Here is a 17,409-nt window from a genome sequence, read left to right as displayed (position 1 = left end):
TTTTTAAGTGTCGAATCTATTAGCGGGGTAATAAAGACCTGACCCATTCTCTTGTTTCTTTGTCAATCTGCAGAATTGTATCTAAATCCGGATGAGAGACAGGAGTATGATTCAATAACGCTCTTTCAACTAGCTCATCAATTTCTAAGAATGTAATTTGCTTATCTAAAAAGGCCTGCACCGCAATTTCATTGGCTGCATTTAAAACTGTCGTCATCGATCCTCCCATCTTCCCAGCCTCAAAAGCAAATTTTAAAGCTTTAAATCTCTCTAGATCCATAGGCTGAAAATGGAGTTTGCCTATTTCTGAGAGATTTAATCTCTTTGCTTTTGTTAACGGAAGGCGATCCGGATACGATAAAGCATACTGAATCGGAACTCTCATGTCTGGTGTCCCTAACTGAGCCATAACACTGGAGTCATGGAACTCAATCATCGAGTGAATAATACTTTCCTTATGTAACAGTACTTCAATTTTCTCGTAAGGAATCCCAAAGAGCCAATGTGCCTCAATAACCTCTAAGCCTTTATTCATCATGGTTGCCGAATCAATGGTTACTTTTGCCCCCATCGACCAGTTCGGATGGTTTAGGGCTTGTTCCACCGAAACCCCTTTTAATTCATTTCGCGAACGGTCGCGGAAGCTTCCTCCCGAGGCAGTGATAATAAGTTTGTCTATATTTTTCTTATGTTCTCCCTGGAGACACTGGAAAATAGCAGAATGTTCACTGTCCACCGGAAGAAGCATAACCCCATATTTTTTTGCCTCTTCTATCACGATATGTCCAGCTGTAACAAGAGTTTCCTTATTGGCGATTGCAATTGTCTTTCCTAATTTAATCGCTTCTAGAGTCGGCTTTAGCCCTAAGCTTCCTGTTACAGCATTTAAAACAAGATCTCCGCCTGGGTAAGTCGCTATCTCAATTAACCCTTCGTCCCCATATGTACATTTTATGCTTGGATATTCCCATTTTAACTGCTCTGCATCATTTTTTTTCGAAACAGACACCGCTTTTGGGTGAAATTCCTGAATAATCTGATGGGCTGCCTCAATATTTTGCCCGACAGCAAAAGCATTTAAAGTAAATTCGGATGGATGCTCCCGAATGACATCTAATGTTTGTGTTCCTATGGAACCGCTGGCACCTAACAAGTTAATGGATTTCAAAACAAACGGTCAACTCCCTGCTTGAAAATTACATTCCCTAGATCAGGAAAAAATAAAGTAAAGGCCATACAAATAATAAGCTGTCAAACCGATCTAATATTCCGCCATGGCCTGGAAGAATATCACCTGAATCTTTTACATTGTAATAGCGTTTAAAGGCAGACTCTACTAAATCGCCAATTTGGCCAAATACTGACAATACAATCGTTCCAATTATAAAAACTAAAAGATTATCTGTAATTTCCGGGTATACAAAATAAAAGACGACAGCGGTGACGACGGCACAGATCACCCCGCCGATAGATCCTTCGACCGTTTTATTTGGACTGATTTCTGGCCATAATTTTCTTTTTCCAAATGCTTTTCCAATAAAATAAGCCCCTGAATCCGTGGTCCAAATAATAAACAGTGAATACAAAATAAAGTCAAGTCCTGCTTCTCTGGTCTGAATTAAATAAAAAAACCCGATTCCTACGTATAATGTAGACAATATGCAAAAGGAAACATCATCAAATGTCACTTTATTTTTGGTTAAAACCGTATAAGTTAAAAATAGAAGAACAATGAGAAACATTAGTTCTATTTTTGAAAATAACGTATCCTCAAGCCACCTTGTTTGTTCGTCCGGCAATAAAAAAACCCATAACATCAAGACTGAGAGCAGCCCCTGAACAGATAGCAGAGACTGCTTTCTCATTTTTAATAATTCATGCAAACCAATCGTTGCGAGTATGTATGTAGCAATGGTTAATAGTTCATTCCCATAAAAAACAATGGCTAAAAAGATAGCTCCTGCAATGACTGCTGTTATAATTCTTTGCTTCATGAAATCTTCCTCACATTATACTCCCCCGAAACGGCGGGAGCGTTTCTGATAAGCTTCAACAGCCTCCATGAAATGATCTTCGGAAAAATCTGGCCACAATACATCCGTAAACCAAAATTCTGTATAGGCCAGCTGCCAAAGCATGAAATTACTTAATCGAATTTCTCCACTTGTCCGGATTAATAGGTCAGGGTCATCCAGTGTTCCTGTCATTAAATATTTTGAAAACGTTTCTTCAGTTAAATCATCTTCCCTCAGTATACCACTTTTCGTATCATTTAAGACTTGCTTTACTGCATCGAGGATTTCGGCTCTTCCTCCATAGTTTAAAGCAAAGTTTAAAATCATTCCTGTGTTTCCTTTTGTATCTTCGATTGCTTTTTGGACAGCACGTTTTGTATGCTCAGGAATTGAATCTATATATCCTATCATCCGCACTTGGACATTTTCTTCAACCAGCTCAGGCAGATAAGTATCTAAAAATTCCTCTGGAAGCTTCATCAAATAATCAACTTCACTTTTGGGACGTTTCCAGTTTTCTGTGGAGAAGGCATATACTGTAAGGGCTTGAACACCTAGTCGATTGGCCAGTCTCGTTATTTTTTTAACTACTTTCATTCCTTCGTGATGTCCGGCCACTCTAGGCAATGCTCGTTTTTTCGCCCATCTCCCGTTTCCGTCCATGATAATCGCTACATGTTTGGGAATAGGATGTTTCATTGCCTCTTGTTCTCTTTCTTCTTTCGCATCCATTTTTTTGGATTGCTTCTTAAAGCCTAGCTTGTGAAGCATAAAAAGTCCTCCTTTGTCCCCCTGTAAGAGTCCCCCCATATCCAACTGGATCAAGGAATCAAATTGATTTCTTGCATGATTATATCAAAAATTGACATATTTTTCTTCACATTTATGATTTGTATAAAAATAAACTTTCGTTCCCATCATATCATTGGTCTTATATAAAGAAAACTCGCCGAGTGGCAAGCCGTTAGGCGAAGACAGAGGCGTAGTTGCACTTATACTTTATTCCCAAAAATTGTAACTACGTCGAATATACTTCTTCGCTAAAATTTTATACATTCTTAAATGTATAAAGAAAACTCGCCCGAAATGGCGAGCTTTGCAACGGAATAACACTGAAACTGATTGAAAGAAAAAAGAGAGGACAAACCTCCCTTTTTACACTTCCATAATTTGTTTTTCTTTATCCTTCGCGAGGGAGTCAATTTTGGCAATTTGCTCATCAGTGAGTTTTTGCACATCATCACTGTAGCCGCGAAGTTCATCTTCCGTTAATTCCCCATTTTTTTGAAGCTTTTTCAACTCATCATTGGCATCACGACGGATATTTCGTACTGCTACTTTGGCTTCTTCCGCCTCTTTCTTTACCACTTTGACCAATTCTTTTCTGCGTTCCTCTGTTAGAGGAGGTACAGTGAGGCGAATAATGCTTCCGTCATTGGAAGGTGTTAATCCGATATCGGACTTAAGGATTGCTTTTTCAATATCGCCTAATATGGATTTGTCATAAGGCTGAATCACTAATAAACGGGCTTCTGGTACACTGACCGATGCCAATTGGTTGACAGGCGTTGGAGCTCCATAATAGTCAACTGTCACTCTGTCAAGCAGAGATGCACTCGCACGGCCAGCCCTGATACTGGCTAATTCCTTTGAAAAAGCCTGGATTGCTTTACTCATCCGATCTTTCGTTGAATCGATTACTTGTTTTGCCATGTTATTTCCCCCTTACAATTGTTCCAATAGATTCACCCATAACGGCACGTTTAATATTTCCACTTTCCATGATGGAGAAGACAATGAGTGGGATATCATTATCCATACAGAGCGATGATGCTGTGGAATCCATAACTGCTAATCCTTCTTTAAGCACATCTAAATAGGATAATTCATCATACTTTTTCGCATCTTTGTTCACTTTTGGGTCTGCGGAATAAACACCATCGACGTTGTTCTTTGCCATTAAAATAACATCAGCTTCAATTTCAGCCGCTCGCAAGGCTGCTGTAGTATCTGTTGAAAAATAAGGGTTACCAGTACCTGCTGCAAAAATCACTACCCTTTTCTTTTCTAAATGGCGGATTGCACGTCTTCTAATATATGGTTCTGCTACTTGTCTCATATCAATAGAGGTTTGAACTCTTGTTTCGACTCCAATTTGTTCAAGGCTATCTTGGAGAGCAAGCGAATTCATAACAGTGGCAAGCATCCCCATGTAGTCAGCGGTTGCACGGTCCATTCCCATTTCACTGCCGACTTTGCCTCGCCAGATATTGCCGCCGCCCACCACTACTGCTACCTCTACACCAAGAATAGCTATTTCTTTGACTTGATCTGCAATAGATTTAATGACAGTCGGGTTAATACCGAATCCTTGTTCACCTGCAAGAGCTTCCCCGCTTAACTTTAAGACGATGCGCTTATATTTTGGATTGCTCATAAGAACCTCCGATTATGTAGTTAATAGAAATGCACACTGGGTTCACGCATTTCGTAACCTGGTAAAGAATACTTGGCTAGCGACAAGCCGGTCGGCTTATCTTCATTGCTGCCAATTAATCTTTCTTAAAGTGTAAAAAATAGGGGCAATCCCATAATGGCCTTTTCCCCTCTCTTAAAAATAGAATCATATTCATTCTATTCTTAAGAGAGAGGGGCAGACACTTTTGCAGGTTTGCCCCTTTAGGATTATAGGATTGTTTATTTTTTAACTTGGCTCATTACTTCTTCAGCAAAGTTATCTTGGCGTTTTTCAATGCCTTCCCCAACTTCATAACGAACGAAGCTTTCAAGTGTAGCCCCTTTAGACTCTAAGAATTGACGTACTTTTTGGTCTGGGTTTTTAACGAAAGCTTGATCTAGTGCACAAATGTCTTCGAAGAATTTGCTAAGACGTCCTTCAACCATTTTCTCAACAATGTTTTCTGGTTTGCCTTCGTTAAGGGCTTGTTGCTTTAATACTTCACGCTCACGTTCCACTTCTTCCGCCGAAACTTGATCACGTGATACATATTTTGGATTTAGGGCAGCAATGTGCATAGCTACATCTTTAGCAGCCTCTTCATCTGTAGATCCTGTTACTACAGTTAACACACCAATACGTCCACCCATGTGTAGGTATGCTCCAAACGCATCGTTATCGCTCTTAGTTTTGATTTCAAAGCGGCGTAGAGTTAATTTCTCCCCAATTTTTGCAATCGCAGAATTGATATACTCTTCTACTTTTGTTTCATTTGCCATTTCTTGTGCGAGGGCCTCTTCAACAGTAGCAGGCTTCTTTTGCAGAAGAAATTCAGCTAAATCTTTAACTAGGGCTTGGAATGCTTCATTTTTAGCAACGAAGTCTGTTTCAGAGTTTACTTCTAAAATAACAGCTTCGTTTCCTTGTGCTAAAATGTAAGTTGTACCTTCAGCAGCAATACGGTCTGCTTTTTTAGCAGCTTTTGCAATTCCTTTTTCACGAAGATAATCAATTGCTTTGTCCATGTCCCCATCAGTTTCTTGAAGTGCCTTTTTGCAATCCATCATGCCGGCACCAGTTTTTTCACGTAATTCCTTAACCATTTGCGCAGTAATTGCCATTACGAGTTGTCCTCCTTATACAAAATATGTACTTTGCAGTTTTTCTTAAAGTATTTGTACTTTTTAGGAAATGATTCTTAAAAAAAGGTGATAAGGAATGTTATCTTATCACCTTTCATATTTATTGGTCTCAAGCGCTATTACTCAGTAGCAGCGACTGTTGCGGCTGTTGTTTCTTCGCCTTGCTTTGCTTCTAAAATAGCATCTGCAATTTTAGCAGTAAGAAGCTTTACAGCACGAATTGCGTCATCATTTGCTGGAATAACAACATCAATTTCATCCGGATCACAGTTTGTGTCAACAATACCGATAATCGGAATATTTAATTTATGTGCTTCAGCCACAGCGATTCTTTCTTTACGAGGATCAATTACGAAAAGAGCATCTGGCAATGTTTTCATTTCTTTAATACCGCCTAAGAACTTTTCAAGACGTTCTTGTTCTTTTCTTAATTGAACCACTTCTTTTTTAGGAAGAACATCAAAAGTTCCATCCTCAGCCATTTTTTCAATAGCTTTTAGACGCGCAATACGCTTTTGAATGGTTTCAAAGTTTGTTAGAGTACCACCTAACCAGCGTTGGTTCACATAGTACATGCCAGAACGTTCTGCTTCTTCCTTAACAGATTCCTGGGCTTGTTTTTTAGTCCCTACGAAAAGAATGTTACCGCCGTTAGCAGCTAATTCCTTAACATAGTTATATGCATCTTCAACCTTTTTGACAGTTTTTTGAAGGTCGATGATGTAAATGCCGTTGCGCTCAGTGAAGATGTATTTCTTCATTTTTGGATTCCAACGGCGAGTTTGGTGTCCGAAATGTACACCAGCTTCTAGAAGTTGCTTCATAGAAATAACAGACATGTGTTTTTCCTCCTAATTTGGTTTTTTTCCTCCGCTCCTATCATTTTTAAGAAAAACTATTTTACAAAAGTGAAAATAGCACCATTTCTTAAATCAAAGAGCGTGTGTAATCACACCAAAAGATACTATAGCACAATAAAAGATTACATTCAAGCTTGATTCAGAGAATCCCATAAAATTTTAACGTAAGTTCAACCTCTGTCTTACCTTTATTTATTTTCTTGGCAATTGCTTCAATTGTATGCCCCTCGTTCCAAAGGGAAATGATCTGATCTTTAGGAGCAGCAGTTTCACTTTGATCCAGCTCATCCTCGAGCTTTAGCCACGGAGGAAGCTCTTCATACTTTTCCCAGGAGACTTCCTGTTCATTATAGGCTTTCCGGACTTGTCCAAGCTGAATACTATTCTTAGATAAAGTTGGTCCAGGAACGTCAACTCCTGCTTGTTCCTTCACAATAACTGGTGCAGTTGGCTTCGGGCTTGAAACCTCCTCATTTCGCTTCAAGGGCTGCTGATTATTTTCAAGCAATACTTGCAGCTGTTCATTTTCTTCCTTTATTTCATAGAGAAAAGAGGTCAGTATATCCTCCATTTCCTGTAAGGCGTGCTGCTGTTTCATTTCAAGGTCTTGCAATCTGTGTTGCTTTTGAAACAAAATGACGATAGCAAGCAGGCATAATATATTTAAGAAGATGCTAATTGTTAAAAAGAAAGCAATCATTTTTTACATTCCTTTTTACGAGCTATAATCGATGATCTTTCCCTTAAAGGGATGCTTCATCTCAGCTTTTTGGGATGGATTCTTCTGTTTTTGTTGGTTTGACTGATGCTGTTGATGATGTGTAGATGATTCCTTTTGGTTATTTTGAACGCTTCCCTTTTGTTCTTGCTTTACGACAGACTGTTGTTTTTGTCTCTCTTCCTTAAGAATAAGTTCATTATTCACATCATGCTGTACCAGATTGCGCTGCATCGTTTCACTTTGCAGCTTCCCTAAATCTTGTGTTCTTGGAATCGCAATTTGTAAATCAATGGACTTCATATCCACAAAGAATCACATCCACATCTTTAAGTATTCTTTCAATTTATACAGTGCTTTTGCATGTATTTGTGAAATTCTCGATGTAGAAAGCTTCATGACTTGACCTATTTCGGTTAACGTTAATTCCTCTTGGTAAAAGAGAGATAAAACCAGTTGTTCTTTTTCTGACAATTCCTTAATTCCTTTTGCCAGCTCACTGATTTTTTCTTCAAATGTGACAGATTCTTCTGGAGTCGGCGTGTGTTCATCTTTTACAAACAATGGGTGATCAGATTGTTCGCTATCATAGGAATGATCATCAATTGAAAGTACAGATGCATAAAAATATTCAGTCATTGTTTTATATACGTCTTCTTCTGTTGTTTCCAATTCTTGCGCAATTTCAGCCGCTGTTGCCTGTCTAAAGTATTTTTGCATCAGCTTTTCTGATGCCGCTTCTACTTTCTTGGCCCGGTCTCTTGTACTTCTCGGGAGCCAATCTTCTTTTCTCAGTCCATCTATAATAGCACCTCTTATACGAAAGGATGCATATGTATCAAATTTTAAATCACGGTTAGGATCAAACCGTTCTACCGCGTCAAACAACCCCATCATACCCAAACTTATGAGATCGTCCTTTCCGACATTTTTAGGCAGACCAGCTGAAATTCGCTGAACATGGAAATGGACAAGTGGCATATATCTATGAATTAAAGTATTGCCCGCTTCCTGGTCACGGGCCTCCGACCATTTTTGCCATAACAACTTTTCATCATCTGTTAATGCGTGTACCATGTTGAACCTCCTTGTCCTTTAAATCTTAAAAGCTTGTTTATCCATTGCGATCCTTTTGAATTTGATTTCGTATATATGAAACTACTTTTGCGATATCTTCTTTTTCTAATTGCTTCGTTAATGTCAATAATTCATTTTCACTGTCTATTTGTTTTTCTTCATTTAGTTCTTCTTGTGTTTGGATGCCGATTGATACCAAATATCTGATCAAATACATAACAAAAAATAAAAGTATAAAGACCAAAAACGAATGAATGATTAGTTCAGCCGGTTCTTTTTTTTCAATTGATAGCAAGAAGTATAGAAGAAAACCTAACAAACCAAATGAAAAATTCCAAAACCAATGACCACTCACTATATTTCATGAACTCCTTTATTGACGGTTTTCACAAGTAAAACCCCTGTCTCAATTACAAAATCGATTGTTCTCCCATTTGTACCGCCAGTATCCTCAGCCACAATCGGCAATTTGAGTGAATTTAGCTGATTTTTAACTGCTTCAATATTCCTTGCACCAATTCTCATAAGCTCATTTGCCCCTGCATACTCGAACATCTGCGCTCCGCCAGCAAGCTTTGCTTTGATAGAAAGCTGTCTTGCTCCCTTTTCCAATAGTCCCGCTAAAAGGCTCGGAACTGCTGTATCGGCGTATTTGGCAATATGGCTTGTTCCAGCTTTGGCTAATGAAGAATCTGGAAGCATGACATGTGCCATACCTGCTATTTTTAATCTTTCGTCATATAAAACAAGCCCGACACAGGATCCTAAGCCTGTTGTCCTTAATATTTGCGGAGCCTGTCCGAGTTTCATATCCGCGATCCCTACTTTAACAAGCAATTCTGCATTATTCATCGTCCTGTTCAACTCCGAGAGAGCGAAATAGGACCGGGATCGATTCAGGATCCGGAAGTAAAAGGAAATAGCCGTTGACTTTTTCTTCTTTCCAATTTTCTGAATGTAAATAGGTTTCAATTACAATCACAGAATCAGTGTATGTACACATTTCTAGCATTCCATGGGTTATGATTGCACCAAACATATCAATACTCACTGCGGGAACTGATGGCTGCAGCTTTAAGCCTGAAAAATCTGAGAGCGCTGAAAGATATGAACCCGAAACAATGTTCCCAATTTCCTCTAACACTGATATAGATAGACTTGAAAATGGCGGTTTAAGGAAGGAAACCGGTTCATTCAATAAAACTTCTACAAAACGTTCTCCATGTTTTACTGGTAAAACAAAAAACATTTGCCCATTTATATCTCCATGAATCGTTAAATAAGCAGCGGTTACGGTTGTCTCGCTTCCCCCAGAGAGCTCCACCATTTCATCATAGGAAGCTAGGCGGACAGAAGGCACTTCCATGTCAACCTTTTCCCCCAGCAAAGCGGATAAAGCAGTCGCAGCATGGCCAGCGCCAATATTTCCGACTTCTTTCAAAATATCTAAATGAAAATGAGTTATGGAATACAGATCCATCCTTACCAAGACCCCTTACTAAACATCAGCTGTTTGAGCTCCTAATACTTTTCTGAGATTTAATAGAATCATAATCCGTTTGTTATAGTGGAGTACACCATCAATACATTCTGTATCGCTATCGGCAGTAACCGTTTTGGGTGACTCGATCATTCGAGTGTCAATATCAATTACATCATGTGCGCCGTCTACAATTAAGCCCACTTCGGATTCGTCATTTGAAATAATGATAATTCTGGTTTTTTCGGTATAAGCTTCTTCCTTCAAACCCAGCCTTAATTTAAGATCAACAACTGGAATCACGACTCCCCTTAAATTTATTACTCCTTTAATGAAATGTTCTGTTAATGGAACCCGAGTAATCGGAAGCAGTTTTTCAATCGATATAACTTGTTCCACTGGGATTACATACTCTTTTTCCTTTAATTGAAATACGATCAGTTTTTGTTCCAGTATTTCTGACATATAACATCCCTCTCTTCACTTTTATAGAAAGAAAGCATTTGAATCGATAATTAGAGCAACTTGTCCATCCCCTAAAATCGTAGCTCCAGAGATTGCCTGTATATCTCCTAAATAACGGCTTAATGGTTTTAATACGACCTCTTGCTGTCCGATAAAAGAATCAACCACTAATCCTATTTGCTTCTCGCCTTTTTTAACAACGACTACCGGATATAAGGCCTCTTCCTCCGATTTTTCTTGGAGAGGTACTTTAAACAATTCCTTTAAGAATACGAGAGGAACAACCTTCCCTCGGTATTCCATTACCTTTTGATGATGGGCTTCTAAAATATCCGTTTCATTGATAATCAGTGTTTCAATAATAGAAGAGAGTGGAATTGCATATTTTTCATTTTCAAGCTCTACCAATAATACAGTCATAATCGATAAGGTCATTGGCAATTGGATTGAAAATAAAGATCCTTTGTCAGGCTCGGATTCAATTGTAATCACTCCTCCCAGTGATTCAATTGTGTGTTTAACAACATCTAACCCAACACCGCGCCCTGATATATCTGAAATTTGATCGGCTGTAGAAAAACCGCTCGAAAAGATAAGCTGATAAACCTGAGAATCTGTTAAACTATTTCCGTCCTCTTCTGACAAAATTCCTTTGGAGATTGCCTTTTGTAAAACCTTTTCCCGATTAATTCCCGCTCCATCATCCTTAATTTCAATAAATACATGGTTTCCACTTGTGTAGGCTTTCAATTCTAATGTTCCTGCCGGATTTTTTCCTTTCGCAATCCGTACTTCTGGCGATTCGATGCCATGATCAAGCCCATTGCGTATTAGATGAACAAGAGGATCTCCTATTTCATCGATAACCGTTCTGTCCAGTTCTGTCTCGGCCCCTTCAATCTTAAAATCTATCTCTTTCCGTAAATCTTTTGCGAGTTGTCTGACCATCCGCGGAAAGCGATTAAAGACTGTGTCGATTGGGACCATCCGCATTTTTAAAATTATGTCTTGCAGATCTCCGGATAAGCGGGACATATGCTCAACGGTTTGTGTTAGAGGAGCATGTTTTAATTCCTTCGCTATTTGTTCCAAACGTCCCTTATCAATGATTAGCTCCTCAAATAGATTCATGAGCCGGTCAAGCCGGTCAATATTCACGCGGATTGATTTGGATACTTTCTTTTCTTTTAGGCTGACTTGCTCAGATTCTGCAGTTCCTTTTGCTTCTTCTGCTACAGCTGCAGCTGTTTCAGCCTGAGCACTTCGTAAATTGCCTAAGTCAATCAGTTTGGTTTCAACCTTTTCAATCTCAGATACCTTCATAATTTTTGCAGCCACTGCTTCAGCTGATTCAGTCGTAATAACCGTTACGGTGAAAGTCTGATCAAACGCTTCCTGTTCCAGAATCTCAGTAGTTGGATTACTTTTTATAACCTCACCTGATTTTTCCAGAACATCAAAAACCATAAACACTCTCGCGGCCTTTAATAAACAATCGGAACGAAGTGATATCTTACATTCGATACATGAATATCCTTGCTCCAATGATTGCGCAATAATGTTTTGCTCATAATCATTAAATGATTGCGTCCGTTCATTTTGGCCAGTATGTGCGGACGGATCAGACGTAGTCGTCTTTTCTTGGGAAACAGGCTGTCCCGTTTCAATTTGCTTTAATAGCCGCACCACTTCTGAAACGTTTTTTTTCCCGTCTCCTCCATCTGCGATTGAATACACCATTGCTTCCAGATCATCTACAGCCATAAAAACAACATCTAACACATTACTTGTCACTGTAACCTTTTGATTTCGGATTGCATCTAACACATTTTCCATTTGGTGGGTAAGATTTGCCAAATCTTCAAATCCCATTGTAGCTGACATCCCTTTAAGCGTATGGGCTGAGCGGAAAATTTCATTGATAAATTCCAGGTTTCCAGGATTCTTTTCCAGTTCCAGCAAATAATCGTTACAAGCTTGAAGATGCTCTTTACTCTCTTCAATAAACATTTCTAAATATTGATTCATTTCCATCTGTTCCACTCCTTTTATAGTAGAGAAAGAATGGTGCCAGGAATGTCTTCCACATTTGCAATGATGTCAACTACACCTGCTGTCACAGCTGATTTTGGCATTCCATATACCATACATGTTTGTTCAGACTCTGCGATTGCAATTGTTTGTCCGTTTTGTTTGAGACGCTCAAGACCTTTGGTACCGTCTGATCCCATCCCTGTCATAATCACAGCAATTTTTTCATACTCTGTAAGCTCAGCAGCCGACTCAAATAATAAATCAACCGAAGGACGTACTCCGTGGACCGGATCCTTATCATTCATTTCAAAAATGAGAGTCGAACCGCTCTTTTTAATTTCCAGATGAACGCCTCCCGGTGCAATATAAACAACTCCATTTTCCAATACTTCAAAACACTCTGCTTCTTTTACACGGAGAGAACAAAGTGCATCCAACCGTAAACTTAAGCTTTCTGTAAATTTAGGAGGCATATGCTGAACCACCACTATTGGTGCATCAATCGTATCGGGCAGCTGTGTCAGCACCGTTTGCAATGCTTTGGGCCCTCCGGTTGAAGTACCGATTAAAACAAGCTTTGGTGTTCCGTTTAATGACTGATTCGCAGTCTTTAGCGAATGAATCTTGGTGCTGGCCTTTTTTGTATTTTTGGAGGAAGTCTTTTTGCTTCCAATAAACCGACGGATATTGACTGTACTGGCATGCAGTACTTTTTCAACCAATTCATCCTTAATCTTGTGCAGGTCTAGTGAAATGGGTCCAGACGGCTTGGCAACAAAATCTACAGCCCCTAGCTGGAGAGCCTGCAATGTGCTGGATGCTCCTGTTTTTGTACTGCTGGATAACATCACAACAGGAATGGGATGCTGCTCCATGATCATTTGTAATGCATCAAGTCCGTTTAAAACAGGCATTTCTATATCTAAAGTCAGGCAATCGGGCATTACCTCCTGAATTTTCTTAATGGCATCTTCTCCATTTCTGGCTGTACCGACAACCTCGATTTGAGGATGATTACTAAGAAAATCTGTAATAAGCTTTCTCATAAATGCTGAATCGTCTACAATTAGTACCCGAACTTTCTTCATGTATGACCTTTCCTTTCGGAGAAAAAGCTCCTCAGTTTATGTAAAAATCCCGGCTGTTTTTGGAGATATTCTGCACCGATGTTAGAATACTGTGCGCTTACGTACCTTTCCGAAATTTGACCAATGGCAATCGAGCTTTTGGCAGCCGGACGGTAAAGAATGAAAGGAGTTTGGGAAATGACAGCATTTTGAACACTTTCATCTTCTGGAATAATCCCAAGCAATTGAACTTGTTTATGCAGAAACTTCTCTATTGTTCTTTGCAGTTTTAGAAGTGTACCCTGTCCAACTTGACTGCTCTTAGCCCGATTGCATAATAAATAAAGTGAAGCAGGTGCCTGATTTATAATTAAATGTTTAGTCATACTGTAGGCATCGGTGATGGCCGTGGGTTCTGGCGTTGTGATGACAAAACAGTCATCAACCGAGAATAAAAAGGAAATGCTTTCTTCCGTTGCGCCAGCTCCCATATCAAAGATCAGATAGTCATAATAAGCGGAAAGCTGCTCCATTGTACGGATAAACTGCCCTAATTTTTCCCCTTCTAATTTTTTGATAGATTGAAAGGCACTTCCTGCTGCCAAATAGGATATATTGGCCGGTCCTTTGAAGATGAGCTCATGAATCTCTGCTTTAGAATTAAGAAAATCATAAAGGGTGATGTTGGGGGAATCCCCCATCAGAATGTCAATATTCCCCATCCCTAAGTCCATATCTACGAGTAAAACCCGATAGCCTTTTTGCGAGAGTGATATTGAGAAATTTAGAGAAAAATTCGATTTTCCCACTCCTCCCTTTCCGCTCACCACCGCTACAGCCTTTGCCTCTTTTCGTTTTTCTTGGTCTTTGTAACTAGAGGAACGTGACTGAAACCTTTGTCTAAGACTCGCTGCTTGGTCCATGAGGTACCACATCTCCTAATAAATAGGATAAAATCTGATCTTTTCCCGCTGTTTTCAAGTCATCGGGTACATTTTGTCCATCCGTTAAATAGCCCACTCCGATCCCCGTATCCCAGAGAAGATTCAAAATCATTCCTGTCTGTCCTGTTTCATCTAGCTTTGTAAAAATGAAACGGTCAATATGGAGACCGGAAAATTGTTCAATAATCTGCTTGATATCTGTTTCTTTTGCGGTGAGAGCGATAGTCAGGAATGTTTGAACATCCTCTTTAAAATCAATCACATCTTTTAAATCATCAACATATTGGCCATTTCTGAAATTTCTCCCGGCTGTATCGATAAAAATCGTATCATAATTAGAGAAGCGAATTTTGGCCCGTTTAAAATCTTCGAGATTGTAACAGACTTCGACCGGCGCCCCCACAATATTGGCGTACGTTTTTAATTGTTCAATTGCCGCAATTCTATATGTATCGGTCGTGATAAAAGCCACTTTTTTCTTATCTTTCAATATCGTTTTTGCTGCAAGTTTTGCTAAGGTTGTTGTTTTCCCTACTCCAGTAGGTCCGACCAAAGCAATAAATTTTTTTTGAAGCAGCCCTTCCTGATCCAGCAAAGAATCTTTCCCGGCAAAAATCGTTTGCTTTAGCAAACTCTTTAAAAGGTCACTGTTATCCGGTCTGTTCTCCTTATAATAGAGTTCTGTTAGAACCTGTGCCCACTCGCGCAGCAGAAAAGGAGCAACCCCCTGATCCGCTAATTTCATCATCATCGGTTTGAATGGTTCAGGGACGACATAATCAACTGGGGTGAGGTTCATACTTTCTTTTAAATTCTGAATTTCTTTTAAAAGCATGCTTATGTCCTGATTATTCTCTTTTCCCTTTGAATAAGGTACTGCTGAAGTTATTTCAGATGCGGGTTTCTCACTCTGCTGGCTGAGCCGTTTAATAGGTTCAACAGCTGCCGGATCAATCGCTGCCACGACTTCAATCAGCTTTTTTCTAAACAGCCCCATAACACCGCCTTTGTAAACGGTCTTTGAATTAATAATGACGGCATTTTGCCCCAGTTCTGCCCTAACCTTTTTCATAACCTCCGGTAAACTCGGACCGATATATTTTTTAAATTTCATCTAATTTCACGACCCCTACACTCTGAATTTCAATATTCGTTTCCAGCTCATTGTAAGAAAGAATCGGAACAGCCGGAAAATACCTTTCCGCAAGCTGTCGGACATACATCCTGACCGCAGGAGAACAAAGCACGATAGGCGTCTGTTCTGTTAAGGATAGCTTCTCTACTTCCTTTGCCAGCATTTCTACTATTTTCTGCGCAATCCCCGGATCAATCGATAAATAATTTCCATGTTCTGTTTGTTGAATACTGTCTGCAATTATTTTTTCTACCTGTCCGGAAATCGTTATAACCTTTAATAAATCACCATTGACATATTGGGCAGAAATTTGTCTGGCTAAAGCTTGTCGGACGTATTCAGTTAATAAATCCGTATTGGAAGTCATTTTTCCATAATCCGCTAATGTCTCAAAGATTACAGGCAGGTTGCGGATGGACACACCTTCTTTGAGAAGCTTGGCCAGTACCTTTTGAACTTCTCCAATCGAAAGCGGGTTTGGGGTTACTTCTTCTACTAAAATCGGATAGCTTTCCTTCAAATGATCAATCAATTGCTTGGTTTCCTGTCTGCCTAATAGTTCATGAGCATGCTTCTTTAGAACTTCAGTTATATGAGTCGAAACAACTGAAGGGGGATCGACAACGGTATAGCCCATCAATTCTGCTTGATCTTTTACTTCTTCACTGATCCACTTCGCAGGCAAACCAAATGAAGGTTCGACCGTTTTTATACCATCAATGAGATCCTCCTCATCGGAAGGACTCATTGCTAAGTAGTGATCCATATAGATTTCGCCTCTTGCCAGTTCATTGCCTTTAATCTTCAAGGAATACTCATTAGGCTTTAATTGAATATTATCGCGAATCCTAACAACAGGGATTACCATGCCCATTTCGATTGCCAGCTGTCTGCGAATCATTACGATCCGATCTAATAAATCTCCCCCTTGCTGTGTATCAGCTAGCGGTATGAGTCCATAGCCGAATTCAAATTCAATCGGATCGACACTCAATAAGCTCACAACCGCTTCTGGCCGTTTCATTTCATCGGTTTCTATCACTTCTTCCAGTTCCATTAAATCCTCTTTGCCGATATTCTGCGGGCGATTTATCATATAGCCGCCAGCCAGGAGCATGCCGGCGATTGGAATCGTATATATATCCGAAATGGGCGTCAGTAAGCCAAGTACCAAAATAGCTCCGCCTGCAATGTATAACATCAAAGGATACCTGAACAGCTGAGAGGTAATGTCACTTCCGAGATTTCCTTCTGATGTCGCTCTTGTAACGACGATTCCAGTTGCTGTAGAAATGAGGAGTGCCGGAATTTGGCTGACAATCCCATCCCCTACAGTTAATAGAGAAAAGGTTCTGGCAGCTTCACCGAATGGCAGCCCCATTTGAACAATCCCAATAATGATCCCGAAAATTAAATTGATTAAAACGATAATAATTCCAGCAATCGCGTCTCCTTTTACAAATTTACTGGCCCCATCCATTGCTCCGTAAAAGTCCGCTTCCCGCGAAATTTTATCTCTTCGCTCTCTAGCTTCTTTCTCCGAGATAATTCCTGCATTAAGGTCGGCGTCAATACTCATTTGCTTGCCCGGCATTGCATCTAATGTAAATCTGGCGGCAACTTCTGATACACGTTCAGAACCTTTGGTGATGACTACAAACTGGATAATAATCAATATTAAAAATACGACAAGACCAACTAACACATTGCTGCCAACAACGAAAGTTCCGAATGTTTCAACAACCTGCCCCGCATCGCCATGGGCTAAAATCGAACGAGTAGTTGAAACGTTTAACGCTAATCTATAAAGAGTCAGAATTAATAAAAGCGATGGAAAAATGGCTAATTCCAATGGCTCTTTGTTATTCATCGCCGTTAAAAGTACAACCAAAGCAAGCGTTATATTGAGGATGATGAGGATGCTTAACAGCCACCCTGGCAGGGGAATGATCAGCATAGCAACTATGAGTATGACACCGATGAATACAGAAATATCTTTAGCTCGCATGACAAA

19 protein-coding genes are annotated in these 17,409 nt (G+C 39.7%); all 19 read right to left on the bottom strand.

Annotated elements, in window-relative coordinates:
* Positions 1–19 precede the first annotated feature (19 nt).
* The 19 genes from MLE14_RS01270 to flhA all read right to left on the bottom strand — a co-directional run bounded on the left by MLE14_RS01270 (position 20) and on the right by flhA (position 17,403).
* Positions 20–1,168: a 1-deoxy-D-xylulose-5-phosphate reductoisomerase gene (locus MLE14_RS01270; protein ID WP_243296430.1), complete on the bottom strand. Its 1,149-nt coding sequence runs from the start codon at positions 1,166–1,168 to the stop codon at positions 20–22.
* Positions 1,169–1,205: 37 nt separating this feature from the next.
* Positions 1,206–1,994 carry a phosphatidate cytidylyltransferase gene (locus MLE14_RS01265; protein ID WP_243296429.1) on the bottom strand — a complete coding sequence of 263 codons (789 nt, stop codon included), beginning with the start codon at positions 1,992–1,994 and terminating at the stop codon, positions 1,206–1,208.
* A 15-nt stretch (positions 1,995–2,009) separates the two neighbouring features.
* A complete protein-coding gene (locus tag MLE14_RS01260; RefSeq protein ID WP_243296569.1) occupies positions 2,010–2,747 on the bottom strand; it encodes an isoprenyl transferase in 738 nt (245 codons plus the stop codon).
* Positions 2,748–3,170: 423 nt separating this feature from the next.
* Complete coding sequence (frr, locus tag MLE14_RS01255) at positions 3,171–3,728, bottom strand: ribosome recycling factor (protein ID WP_243296428.1); 558 nt, start codon at positions 3,726–3,728, stop codon at positions 3,171–3,173.
* A 1-nt stretch (position 3,729) separates the two neighbouring features.
* Positions 3,730–4,452, bottom strand: a complete 723-nt coding sequence (pyrH, locus tag MLE14_RS01250) for a UMP kinase (protein ID WP_243296427.1) — start codon at positions 4,450–4,452, stop codon at positions 3,730–3,732.
* Between the two features lie 260 nt (positions 4,453–4,712).
* Positions 4,713–5,594 (bottom strand): translation elongation factor Ts, encoded by an 882-nt coding sequence (gene tsf, locus MLE14_RS01245; protein WP_243296426.1) that lies wholly within the window; start codon positions 5,592–5,594, stop codon positions 4,713–4,715.
* A 140-nt stretch (positions 5,595–5,734) separates the two neighbouring features.
* Positions 5,735–6,454, bottom strand: a complete 720-nt coding sequence (rpsB, locus tag MLE14_RS01240; protein WP_243296425.1) for a 30S ribosomal protein S2 — start codon at positions 6,452–6,454, stop codon at positions 5,735–5,737.
* A gap of 160 nt (positions 6,455–6,614) precedes the next feature.
* A complete protein-coding gene (locus MLE14_RS01235; protein WP_243296424.1) occupies positions 6,615–7,175 on the bottom strand; it encodes a hypothetical protein in 561 nt (186 codons plus the stop codon).
* Between the two features lie 15 nt (positions 7,176–7,190).
* A complete protein-coding gene (locus MLE14_RS01230; protein ID WP_243296423.1) occupies positions 7,191–7,502 on the bottom strand; it encodes a hypothetical protein in 312 nt (103 codons plus the stop codon).
* A gap of 6 nt (positions 7,503–7,508) precedes the next feature.
* Positions 7,509–8,270: a FliA/WhiG family RNA polymerase sigma factor gene (locus MLE14_RS01225; protein ID WP_243296422.1), complete on the bottom strand. Its 762-nt coding sequence runs from the start codon at positions 8,268–8,270 to the stop codon at positions 7,509–7,511.
* 37 nt (positions 8,271–8,307) lie between these two features.
* Positions 8,308–8,625: a hypothetical protein gene (locus tag MLE14_RS01220; RefSeq protein WP_243296421.1), complete on the bottom strand. Its 318-nt coding sequence runs from the start codon at positions 8,623–8,625 to the stop codon at positions 8,308–8,310.
* Entirely contained in the window at positions 8,625–9,122 is a 498-nt protein-coding gene (locus MLE14_RS01215) for a chemotaxis protein CheD (protein ID WP_243296420.1), read from the bottom strand. The genes MLE14_RS01220 and MLE14_RS01215 overlap by 1 nt, the downstream gene beginning before the upstream one ends.
* Positions 9,115–9,750 carry a chemotaxis protein CheC gene (locus tag MLE14_RS01210; RefSeq protein ID WP_243296419.1) on the bottom strand — a complete coding sequence of 212 codons (636 nt, stop codon included), beginning with the start codon at positions 9,748–9,750 and terminating at the stop codon, positions 9,115–9,117. Before MLE14_RS01210 ends, MLE14_RS01215 begins: the two co-directional genes overlap by 8 nt.
* Positions 9,751–9,768: 18 nt before the next feature.
* Entirely contained in the window at positions 9,769–10,215 is a 447-nt protein-coding gene (locus MLE14_RS01205; protein ID WP_243296418.1) for a chemotaxis protein CheW, read from the bottom strand.
* Positions 10,216–10,236: 21 nt separating this feature from the next.
* Positions 10,237–12,249: a chemotaxis protein CheA gene (locus MLE14_RS01200; protein ID WP_243296417.1), complete on the bottom strand. Its 2,013-nt coding sequence runs from the start codon at positions 12,247–12,249 to the stop codon at positions 10,237–10,239.
* 14 nt (positions 12,250–12,263) lie between these two features.
* Positions 12,264–13,337 (bottom strand): protein-glutamate methylesterase/protein-glutamine glutaminase, encoded by a 1,074-nt coding sequence (locus tag MLE14_RS01195; protein ID WP_243296416.1) that lies wholly within the window; start codon positions 13,335–13,337, stop codon positions 12,264–12,266.
* Positions 13,334–14,239: a MinD/ParA family protein gene (locus MLE14_RS01190; protein ID WP_243296415.1), complete on the bottom strand. Its 906-nt coding sequence runs from the start codon at positions 14,237–14,239 to the stop codon at positions 13,334–13,336. Before MLE14_RS01190 ends, MLE14_RS01195 begins: the two co-directional genes overlap by 4 nt.
* Entirely contained in the window at positions 14,217–15,374 is a 1,158-nt protein-coding gene (gene flhF / locus MLE14_RS01185) for a flagellar biosynthesis protein FlhF (RefSeq protein ID WP_243296414.1), read from the bottom strand. Before flhF ends, MLE14_RS01190 begins: the two co-directional genes overlap by 23 nt.
* Positions 15,364–17,403 carry a flagellar biosynthesis protein FlhA gene (gene flhA, locus MLE14_RS01180; protein WP_243296413.1) on the bottom strand — a complete coding sequence of 680 codons (2,040 nt, stop codon included), beginning with the start codon at positions 17,401–17,403 and terminating at the stop codon, positions 15,364–15,366. Before flhA ends, flhF begins: the two co-directional genes overlap by 11 nt.
* Positions 17,404–17,409 lie beyond the last annotated feature (6 nt).

The sequence above is a fragment of the Bacillus litorisediminis genome (assembly GCF_022808645.1).
Taxonomy (GTDB): domain Bacteria; phylum Bacillota; class Bacilli; order Bacillales; family JC228; genus Bacillus_BF; species Bacillus_BF litorisediminis.
This window is presented reverse-complemented; position numbering and strand designations above follow the sequence as displayed.